The following is a 9,384-nucleotide window of genomic DNA, read 5'->3' as shown; positions in this document are numbered from 1 at the left end:
GTGCTATTGTAACAATGGTCGATAGAGCTAGCAGATTTACTATTTTAGCCAAGTCTATAGATAGAACAGCTAATTCAATCAATAGAATATTGTACAAAGTATCTAATGGTCATAAAATATTAACAGCTACATTTGATAATGGTAAAGAGTTTGCTAAACATAAGAAGCTAACTAGCAAGACTGGCATCAAAGTATTCTTTGCTGATCCATACAGTCCTTGGCAAAGAGGTACTAATGAAAACATGAATAGGTATATCAGACAATTTATACCTAAAGGTACTAACTTTAACAATATATCTCATCAATACATTAGAAGTTACAGATAGACTTGAATAATAGACCTAAGAAATGTTTAAATTACTTGACACCTAATGAAGTACATTTTGGTATCTCTATAAACATTGAGAATACTATCTAGCAGAGTATTTTTGCAAATTAAATTATTATTCATCATAATACTTAAAAATAAATTTAAAATTGATGAAATGCAAAAAATAGTATCCCAAAAAAATATAATATTTGCAGGTTTTGCAACAACAGTAGAGTATTTTGATTTCGCTCTATTTACTTATGTAACCATTTATATTTCGGCAACATTTTTTCCAGATAATAACTCTTTAGTTGCTATATTAAAAACATTTGGATTATTTGCTGCTGGATATTTGATGAGGCCGTTGGGTGGGATTTTCTTTGGTAATCTCGGCGACAAAAAAGGGCGTAAACATGTATTGATATTTACTGTGGCACTGATGTTCATATCTATAGCTATGATAGCATTTACTCCTAGCTATGGTAGCTTGGGAATAGCTTCGGTAATAATTATACTCCTAGCTAGAATGATTCAAGGATTCTCAATAGGTGGTGAATATAATGGTGTACTGCAGTACTAAGTGAAGGTGCTCTTGATAGTAAGCGTGGTTTGATTACTGCTTTTGGTACGTTTTTCTCAGGTTTAGGTGTTTTTTTAGGTACATTTATAGTCTATATCCTAACAAGTTTTTTAAATTCTGATCAGATGCATGCGTATGGTTGGAGAGTCTGCTTTATTATTGGAGCAATACTTACTGTTATCGTTTTGATACTTCAGTTTGCATCAGATGAGTCTCCTGAGTATCTTAAATCAAAACAAGATGGGATGTTAGATGATACTCCTGTAGTATCTGCAGTTAAAGAATATCCGTATCAAATCTTTATTGTATTTGCTTTAGCTGGATATTTGGGAATTGTATATTATATGGTTTCTGGATTTATTCCAACATTTCTAAAAAATGATTTAGGTTATTCTGTACATACAGCTATGTTGATGTCTATGGTTGCAGCATTCTTCTACTTTGCAACAGCACCAATATGGGGTGGCTTATCTGACAAAGTTGGTAGAAAAAAAGTATTGTTAATATCTTGTATTGGGATTGGAGTTTTAATAACACCAGCATTTTATATTATGACTAATACAGATTCACAAATTGTTATAACATTAGTTATGACTGTGATAATGTTGTTAATATCAGCAGCTACAGCGACATTTGTAGTCACAATCAATGAGCTATTTCCAACACATCTAAGATTTAGTGGTGTAGCAACTGGGTATAATATAAGTAATGCTTTATTAGGAGGAACTGTACCAATAGTATCAGTAGCATTAGTTATGTATTTGGGTAATGTTGCTCCTAGTTTTTATACTTTAATAGCTTCTATAATTATAGTTGTTATCATAGCGACTATGCCGGAGACTAAAGGTATTGAGTTAGAAGAATAAAGTTTTAGTTCTGTAATATTTTTTCTCTATAAATAAATATATTAATTTAGACAATATTTCTATTTGTATTTATTGTTCTTATGTACTAATATGTTAATACATTAATAAATTTATTTATCCTAATTCATCTAATGTCTGAAATAAAAAATAATGAAGAAAATCTTCAAAACTTATATGAAGTTTTTAAAAGCTTTGAGTCTGCTGAAGAGGCCAAGCTTTTTTTTAGAAGATTTATGCACTCCTGTAGACTTAATGGCTATGGCTGCACGTTGGAGAGTAGTCAAAGAGCTAAAAAAAGATAAACCATATAGGCAGATACATGCCGAAACAGGAGTTAGTTTAACTACTATTAGTAGAGTTGCGAGATGCCTTAGTTATGGAACTAATGGTTACAATACCATCTATAATAAAATCAATAAAGAGAGCTGAAATGAGAGAAAGATTAAGAGTCGCTGTACAAAAAAAAGCAGACTATATGACAATTCTATGGAATTATTCAACAAAATAGGTATTAAAGTAGAGTTCTCAAGTAAAAGTAACTTGTTATGCCATTCAATAAATGCTCCAATTGATTTTCTTTTTGTGAGAGATGATGATATTCCAACTTTAGTTAATGGTAATGTTTGTGATTTTGGAATAGTCGGTGAGAATGTTTTAGAAGAGTATTTATTAAGTATAAAAAATACCACTAAGAAGAATGACATTATCAAAACTAAGAAATTAGGATTTGGTTATTGTAGATTATCTATAGCAGTTCCTAATGATGCAAGTGATGATATTAATACACTTAAAAATACTCGTATAGCGACATCATATCCTCATCTAAGTACAGAATTTTCAGATGAGAATAATTTAAATCTAGATCCATTATCTATTTCTGGATCAGTTGAGATAGCTCCAAACCTACAAATGTCGAGCTCAATATGTGACTTGGTTTCAACTGGTCGAACATTAGAAGAGAATAATCTTAAAGAGATTCATACTATCATGAAAAGTCAAGCTATTTTAATTCGCTCAAATGAGAGTTTTGGAGCAGAGCTTGAAGAGTATTATCAGTTATTACTTAGACGAATTGAGGGTGTAAAGCATGCTCAAGAGCGTAAGTATATTATGTTCCATATAGATAAAAATGCTGTTGATACAATTACCCACATTTTACCAGGACATGAAGGTCAAACTATAATGCCGATATATGGAGATACTAAAGTTGCGATACATTTAGTTACCAAAGAGGGAGTTTTCTGGGGAACTTTAGAAAAGCTAAAAGCAGCTGGTGCTAGTTCTATATTAGTTTTACCAATTGAGAAGATGTTGGAGTAAGTAACAACAATGATTGAAATATATAATTGGCAAGAGCTTAGTAGAGCAAAGCAAACAGAGCTTCTATCTCGCCCAGTTTCAACTAATAAAGCTAGCTTAGTTGCAGGTGTTAGAAATATTTTAAATGAAGTTAAGCAGAATGGTGATAAAGCTCTTTTGGAGTTTACTTCTAAGTTTGATGGTGTTGATTTAGATAATATTGAAGTCTCACAAAATGAGATTAAACAAGCTTACTCATTAGTTTCACAAGATGATATTAATTTAATCAAAAACTCGATAGTGCGTATATCTAACTATCATGAAGTAATGAAACCAAAAACTACTGTTTGTGATACTAATGATGGTGTGGTTTGTAAAAAAGTTTATAAACCTATCGAAAAGGTTGGCTTATATGTGCCTGGTGGTTCAGCTCCTTTAGTTTCTACGCTAATAATGTTAGCAGCTCCAGCACAAATTGCAGGTTGTAAAGAGGTTTATGTAACTACTCCATGTGATAAAGAAGGTAATGTCTATCCATTAATTTTAATAGCCGCTGATATTTGTAAGGTTTCAAAGATTTATAAATTAGGTGGCGCTCAAGCTATAGCTGCTCTAGCTTATGGTACAGAAACTGTATCTAAAGTTAATAAAATTTATGGTCCTGGAAATTCTTGGGTTACAGAGGCAAAACAGCAAGTGTCTAATGATAGTCACGGTGCTGCTATTGATCTACCGGCTCGACCTTCAGAAGTTTTAGTAGTTGCTGATGAAGTGGCCGATCCCAGGTTTGTTGCTGCAGATTTGTTAGCTCAAGTTGAGCATGGTACAGACTCACAAGCTTTATTAATTACAACTAGTCAAATTTTAGCAGATAAGGTTAGAAATGAAGTTTCTAAGCAAACTAGTATAGCCCAAAGAAAAGCTATTATTGAGAAATCTTTAGAAAGTAGCGCAATTATTGTTGTAGATACACTTAGCCAAGCAATTAATATAGCTAATGAATATGCTTCTGAGCACCTTATTTTAAATATTGAAAATGCAGATAATTATATTGATAGTATCGAAAATGCAGGGGCTGTATTTTTAGGTCCTTGGGCGGCTGAAGCATTAGGTGATTACATTACCGGATCTAATCATGTACTACCTACTTATGGATATGCGAAAGCCTATAGCGGTTTAGCAACTATAGATTTTATGAAAGCTATAAGTATTCAAAATGTATCTAAGCAAGGTATAAAAAACATAGGACAAATAGCAATGAGATTAGCTGATATAGAAGGTCTCAAAGCTCATGAAAACGCAATAGCTATTCGTTTGGAGAGTTTATAAAATTATGCAAAATCAAACTACAGAAAGTCTTATTCGCAAAGATTTACAAAAATTTAGTGCCTATTCATCTGCACGCTCTTTAAAAGTGGATGGAGATATTTGGTTAAATGCTAATGAATCACCATATAATGATGAGTATTTGTATAATCGCTATCCTGAGCCACAACCAAGAAAATTAGTAGAGAAATTAGCTAATATATATGATGTTGATGCAAGCAATCTATTAGTTACTCGAGGTAGTGATGAGGGGATTGATCTGTTATTTAGATTATATTGTGAATATCAAAAAGATTCTGCTTTTGCAGTTGAGCCTACTTTTGGGATGTATAAAATAGCTGCTCAATTACAGGGTGTTGATTATAAGACTCTTAAGCTAAAAGAAGAAAATAACTTTGAGATTAATGTTATAGAGCTTTTAGCAAGTATTCTTGATAACTGTAAATTACTATTTTTATGTACTCCTAATAATCCTACTGGTAAATCTATACTATTAGCTGATATTGAACAAATTTTAAGTGAATTAGCTGGCAAGTGTGTAGTTGTAGTTGATGAGGCGTATATTGAATTTAGTAATGAAAAATCTGTTTCTAGCATTATCAATAAATATGAAAATTTAGTTGTGCTAAGAACCTTGTCAAAGTCTTTTGGTATGGCAGGTCTTAGGTTGGGGACGGTAATTACTAATTCAGATAGGATAGCATGGTTGAGAAAAATATTAGCACCATATCCAATCCCAAAAACTACAGAAAATACTATATTAAAACTGCTTGATGATGAGAATTTAGTAAATATAGCTAGTCAAATTACTGAAGTAAAAGAGCAAAGAGAACATCTATATCAAGGATTATCACAAATGAAGATTGTAGATAAGTTGTGGTCATTAGATGCTAATTTTATATTAGTTAGATTTAGAGAGAGTATCTTTAATAAACTAATCGATAGTAAAATAGTAGTTCGCTCTATGGCGCATTTTTTCAATGATGAAAAAGTTCTAAGAATTAGTATAGGGACAGTATCTGAAAATAAAAGATTAATCGAAGTATTACAAAAATTAAGTAGCGAATATGAAACAAAGTAAATATTTATTCATTGATAGAGATGGTACTTTAATAGTTGAGCCACCTATAGATAAGCAGGTCGATAGTATTGAGAAGCTTGAATTTTTTGATGGTGTTTTTGAAGCTCTTAAAAAATTACAAAAAGCAGGTTTTAAACCTGTAATGGTGTCAAATCAAGATGGATTAGGCACTGACTCTTTCCCTCAAGCAGACTTTGATGCACCACATGATTTGATGATGAAGATATTTAAATCACAAGATATCGAGTTTGAGGATGTATTGATTTGTCCACATTTTGCTCATGAAAATTGTAACTGTCGTAAACCTAAAGTTGGTTTATTGATGGACTATTTAGTTGAGCAAAAAATCTCTCTAAAAGATAGCTATGTGATTGGAGATAGAGAAACGGATGTACAGTTGGCTCACAATATAAAAGTTAATCCTATTCAATTTGGTGTTGGAAATTATCAATCTTGGGATGATATTACTACAGCGATATTAAATAAGCCTAGAGTAGCTGAAATCAAGCGTGTAAATAATGAGACTGATATTATTGTAAGGGTTAATCTAGATGTTCCTGGGACTAGAGAAATAGAGACAGGTCTTGGTTTCTTTGATCATATGCTTGATCAGATTGTAAAACATGCTGGGATAAGTGCGACAATTCAGGTAAAAGGTGATCTTCATGTTGATGATCATCACTGTGTTGAAGATGTTGCAATTACTCTTTCACAAGCAATTGCTCAAGCTCTTGATGATAAATACGGTATTAATCGTTATGGATTTTTGCTACCTATGGATGAGGCTTTAGTTGAGATTGCTCTAGATTTAAGTGGTAGAAATTACTGCTCATTTGAGGCTAATTTTGATCGAGAAATGGTTGGGGATTTATCAGTAGAGTTGGTGAAACATTTTTTTGTATCTTTTTCCGAAGGTCTAAAGGCAACACTACATATCAAAGTAACAGGCGAAAATACTCATCATATGATAGAGGCGTGTTTTAAAGGCTTAGGAAAAGTGCTTAAACAAGCGATTGCCAAAAATGGTATAGATGAGATTCCTAGTTCAAAGGGAGTGTTATGATAGCGATAATAGATTGTTGTGGGAGTAATTTTGCTTCGATAAAATATGCTTTTGAGAAATTAGGGCAAGAAATAGTCCTAACACATGATGCTGAAGTTATCAAAAAATCAGACTGCGTAATTTTACCTGGTGTAGGACATGCTAAATCAGCAATGGCAAATCTAAAAAAATATGACTTAGATAAGCTTATTCCAGAGCTTAAGCAACCTGTCTTAGGAATCTGTTTAGGAATGCAGATTATGTATAGTTTTTCTGAAGAAGGAAATACGGATTGTTTGGGTATTTTTCCAGAAAAAGTAAAAGCTTTTAAGAGAACGCAAGGTTTTAGTATTCCACACATGGGTTGGAACAGCTTACAAAATATAAATAAAGATCATTTTTTATTTAAAGATATTGCAGAAGATGATTATGTATATTTTGTGCATAGTTTTTATGCTGAGCTTAATCAATTTAGCATAGCTACTAATGACTATATAAATGATTTCACTGCAATAGTAAATAAAGATAATTTCTATGGCATTCAATTTCATCCTGAGAAATCTGGTAATGTCGGGATGAAGATTTTAGAGAATTTTATACAAGGAGCTTTGTAAATGAATATATTTCCAGCGATAGATCTGATAAATGGCAAATGTGTTCGTTTAGAAAAAAGGTGATTTTAATAAAACTACTACTTATGAGCTTGAGCCAAAAGATGTTGCAAAAGCATATCAACAAGCAGGTGCTGAGTTTATCCATGTTGTAGATTTAGATGGTGCTAAAAAAGGCCAAACTTGTCAGTTTGAAACTATTCAGCAGATTAGAGAGAACTGTAATATGACGCTACAAGTTGGTGGTGGTGTCAAAGATTTTGAAACTATTGAAAAGCTTTTAGAGATTGGTGTTGATAGGGTAGTTGTCGGTAGCTTGGCTGTTAAGGACATAGCATTAACAAAGAAGTTTTTTGATAAATATGGCGCTGAGAAGATAGTTTTAGCTTTAGATGTATTTATTAAAGATGGTATTCCTTATATAGCAACACATGGCTGGCAAGAATCAAGCACAACAACTTTAGATGACATAATACAAACTTATCTTGGTGATGGTCTTGAGTATGTCTTATGTACTGATATTTCTCGAGATGGTATGTTACAAGGTCCAAATTTTGAGCTATATAGAATTTATTCATCTATATATCCAGATGTTCAGTTTATGGCTTCTGGTGGGGTTGGTAGCTTAGAAGATTTAGAAATTCTAAAAGAGCAGAATACTTATGGTGTCATCATAGGCAAAGCTTTATATGAGAATAAATTTACACTACAAGAGGCTTTAGAATGTTAACTAAAAGAATAATTCCATGTCTTGATGTCAAAGATGGCATAGTTGTCAAAGGTGTAAAATTTAGAAATCATAGAATCATTGGCGATATTATTGAGCTAGCTCAGAAATACTCAGATGCAGGAGCTGATGAGCTAGTATTTTATGATATTGGAGCTAGTCCTGATAATGAGTTACTTTCTATCAAATGGATACAAGAGATAGCTAAAAAGATAAATATCCCATTTTGTGTAGCTGGTGGAATTAAATCTGTAGAAAATGCTCGAGCTATATTAAATGAAGGAGCAGATAAAATATCTGTAAACTCAGCAGCATTAGCTAGACCTGATTTGATAGATGAGCTAGTTTATGAATTTGGTAGTCAGTGTGTGGTCGTTGGTATTGATAGCAAATTTATTGATGGCGAATTTAAAGTTTGCCAATATACAGGTAGTGCAGATAAAACTGTACAAACATTATTAGATCCAGTTAGTTGGGCAAAAGAAGTTGAGTCTCGTGGCGCTGGTGAGATAGTTCTTAACTGTATGAATCATGATGGTGTCAAGGGTGGTTATGATCTAGAGCATCTTAGAGAAGTCCAATCAAATATCTCAATACCTGTTATTGCCTCTGGCGGTGCTGGTCAGATTCAGCATTTTATCGATGTATTTAAGTATACAGATATTGATGGAGCATTAGCTGCAAGTGTATTTCATGATGATATTATTGCGATACCTGAGTTAAAACAAGAGCTTTTTAAAAACAATATACCCACAAGAATAGTAAAATAGGATACAAAATGGATAACAAAATTATAGAGTCTATAGCTTGGCAAAAAATGGATAATTTAGCTCCAGCTATTATTCAATCAGCAATTGATAATAGTGTCTTAATGCTAGGTTATATGAGTAAAGAATCTTTAGAAAAAACTTTAGAAATCAGCAAAGTTACCTTCTATAGTCGTAGTAAGAAGCGATTGTGGACTAAAGGAGAAGAAAGCGGTAATTTTCTTGAGCTAAAAGATATTGCTGTTGATTGTGATAATGACTCTATACTTATAAAAGCTATACCGTACGGTCCAACTTGTCATACTGGTAGTAAATCATGTTTTACTAAAAATGAAGAAAATAGCTCGCTGTATATAATAGATAAATTAGAAAAATTAATAGCTGAAAGAAAAGACTACTTACCTGAGAATAGTTATTTAACTAGTTTATTTAAAGAAGGATTGCCTAGAATAGCTCAAAAGGTTTGTGAAGAGGGTGTCGAAGTTGTAATTGCTGCAATGAAGCAAGATTCAGATGAGGAGTTAATTTCTGAGACAGCAGATTTATTATTTCATTTATTAGTTTTACTTAGAGAGAAAAATATTTCATTAGAGCAAATTTGCCGAAAATTAGTTTCTCGAAATAATTCTAATTAAGGAGTTATACTCGAATCTAGTGTATGATGAAAATCTAATATAGAAATAAGCGGTGTATTCGCAGCAGAATGATAGAATTATTTTGCAAAATATAAACTCTTAACTGAGGAATACACACATGACAAAAAGTAACATAATAG

8 protein-coding genes and 3 pseudogenes are annotated in these 9,384 nt (G+C 32.2%); all 11 read left to right on the top strand.

Annotated features, from left to right (window positions below; translation table 11 throughout):
* Positions 1–418, top strand: a pseudogene (locus F8C69_RS06965) (IS30 family transposase); the annotation flags it as partial.
* Positions 419–485: 67 nt separating this feature from the next.
* Positions 486–1,756, top strand: a pseudogene (locus tag F8C69_RS06960) (MFS transporter).
* Positions 1,757–1,930: 174 nt separating this feature from the next.
* Entirely contained in the window at positions 1,931–2,185 is a 255-nt protein-coding gene (locus F8C69_RS06955; protein WP_192189678.1) for a YerC/YecD family TrpR-related protein, read from the top strand.
* 57 nt (positions 2,186–2,242) lie between these two features.
* Positions 2,243–3,076, top strand: coding sequence for an ATP phosphoribosyltransferase (hisG, locus tag F8C69_RS06950; RefSeq protein WP_234384177.1), 834 nt, complete (start codon positions 2,243–2,245; stop codon positions 3,074–3,076).
* 9 nt (positions 3,077–3,085) lie between these two features.
* Positions 3,086–4,384, top strand: a complete 1,299-nt coding sequence (gene hisD / locus F8C69_RS06945; RefSeq protein WP_159184697.1) for a histidinol dehydrogenase — start codon at positions 3,086–3,088, stop codon at positions 4,382–4,384.
* A gap of 4 nt (positions 4,385–4,388) precedes the next feature.
* Complete coding sequence (gene hisC, locus F8C69_RS06940) at positions 4,389–5,462, top strand: histidinol-phosphate transaminase (RefSeq protein ID WP_159184696.1); 1,074 nt, start codon at positions 4,389–4,391, stop codon at positions 5,460–5,462.
* A complete protein-coding gene (hisB, locus tag F8C69_RS06935; RefSeq protein WP_159184695.1) occupies positions 5,449–6,525 on the top strand; it encodes a bifunctional histidinol-phosphatase/imidazoleglycerol-phosphate dehydratase HisB in 1,077 nt (358 codons plus the stop codon). Before hisC ends, hisB begins: the two co-directional genes overlap by 14 nt.
* Positions 6,522–7,118 carry an imidazole glycerol phosphate synthase subunit HisH gene (gene hisH, locus F8C69_RS06930; protein ID WP_159184694.1) on the top strand — a complete coding sequence of 199 codons (597 nt, stop codon included), beginning with the start codon at positions 6,522–6,524 and terminating at the stop codon, positions 7,116–7,118. Before hisB ends, hisH begins: the two co-directional genes overlap by 4 nt.
* 115 nt (positions 7,119–7,233) lie before the next feature.
* Positions 7,234–7,845, top strand: a pseudogene (locus F8C69_RS06925) (1-(5-phosphoribosyl)-5-[(5-phosphoribosylamino)methylideneamino]imidazole-4-carboxamide isomerase); the annotation flags it as partial.
* Entirely contained in the window at positions 7,839–8,612 is a 774-nt protein-coding gene (gene hisF / locus F8C69_RS06920; RefSeq protein WP_159184693.1) for an imidazole glycerol phosphate synthase subunit HisF, read from the top strand. The pseudogene F8C69_RS06925 and the gene hisF, both read left to right, overlap by 7 nt.
* 8 nt (positions 8,613–8,620) lie before the next feature.
* Complete coding sequence (gene hisIE / locus F8C69_RS06915) at positions 8,621–9,244, top strand: bifunctional phosphoribosyl-AMP cyclohydrolase/phosphoribosyl-ATP diphosphatase HisIE (protein WP_159184692.1); 624 nt, start codon at positions 8,621–8,623, stop codon at positions 9,242–9,244.
* Positions 9,245–9,384 lie beyond the last annotated feature (140 nt).

This window comes from Francisella noatunensis subsp. noatunensis (assembly GCF_009823375.1).
In the GTDB taxonomy this organism is placed as follows: Bacteria; Pseudomonadota; Gammaproteobacteria; order Francisellales; family Francisellaceae; genus Francisella; species Francisella noatunensis.
The sequence above is the reverse complement of the archived record's forward strand: the minus strand, read 5'-3'. Positions and strand labels throughout refer to the sequence as shown.

What these genes read in the sequence shown, in the direction of transcription:
- hisF (WP_159184693.1), top strand. Translation starts at nt 7,839, where the DNA reads ATGTTAACTAAAAGAATAATTCCATGTCTTGATGTCAAAGATGGCATA.
- hisD (WP_159184697.1), top strand. Translation starts at nt 3,086, where the DNA reads ATGATTGAAATATATAATTGGCAAGAGCTTAGTAGAGCAAAGCAAACA.
- hisH (WP_159184694.1), top strand. Translation starts at nt 6,522, where the DNA reads ATGATAGCGATAATAGATTGTTGTGGGAGTAATTTTGCTTCGATAAAA.
- hisIE (WP_159184692.1), top strand. Translation starts at nt 8,621, where the DNA reads ATGGATAACAAAATTATAGAGTCTATAGCTTGGCAAAAAATGGATAAT.
- hisG (WP_234384177.1), top strand. Translation starts at nt 2,243, where the DNA reads ATGGAATTATTCAACAAAATAGGTATTAAAGTAGAGTTCTCAAGTAAA.
- F8C69_RS06955 (WP_192189678.1), top strand. Translation starts at nt 1,931, where the DNA reads ATGAAGTTTTTAAAAGCTTTGAGTCTGCTGAAGAGGCCAAGCTTTTTT.
- hisC (WP_159184696.1), top strand. Translation starts at nt 4,389, where the DNA reads ATGCAAAATCAAACTACAGAAAGTCTTATTCGCAAAGATTTACAAAAA.
- hisB (WP_159184695.1), top strand. Translation starts at nt 5,449, where the DNA reads ATGAAACAAAGTAAATATTTATTCATTGATAGAGATGGTACTTTAATA.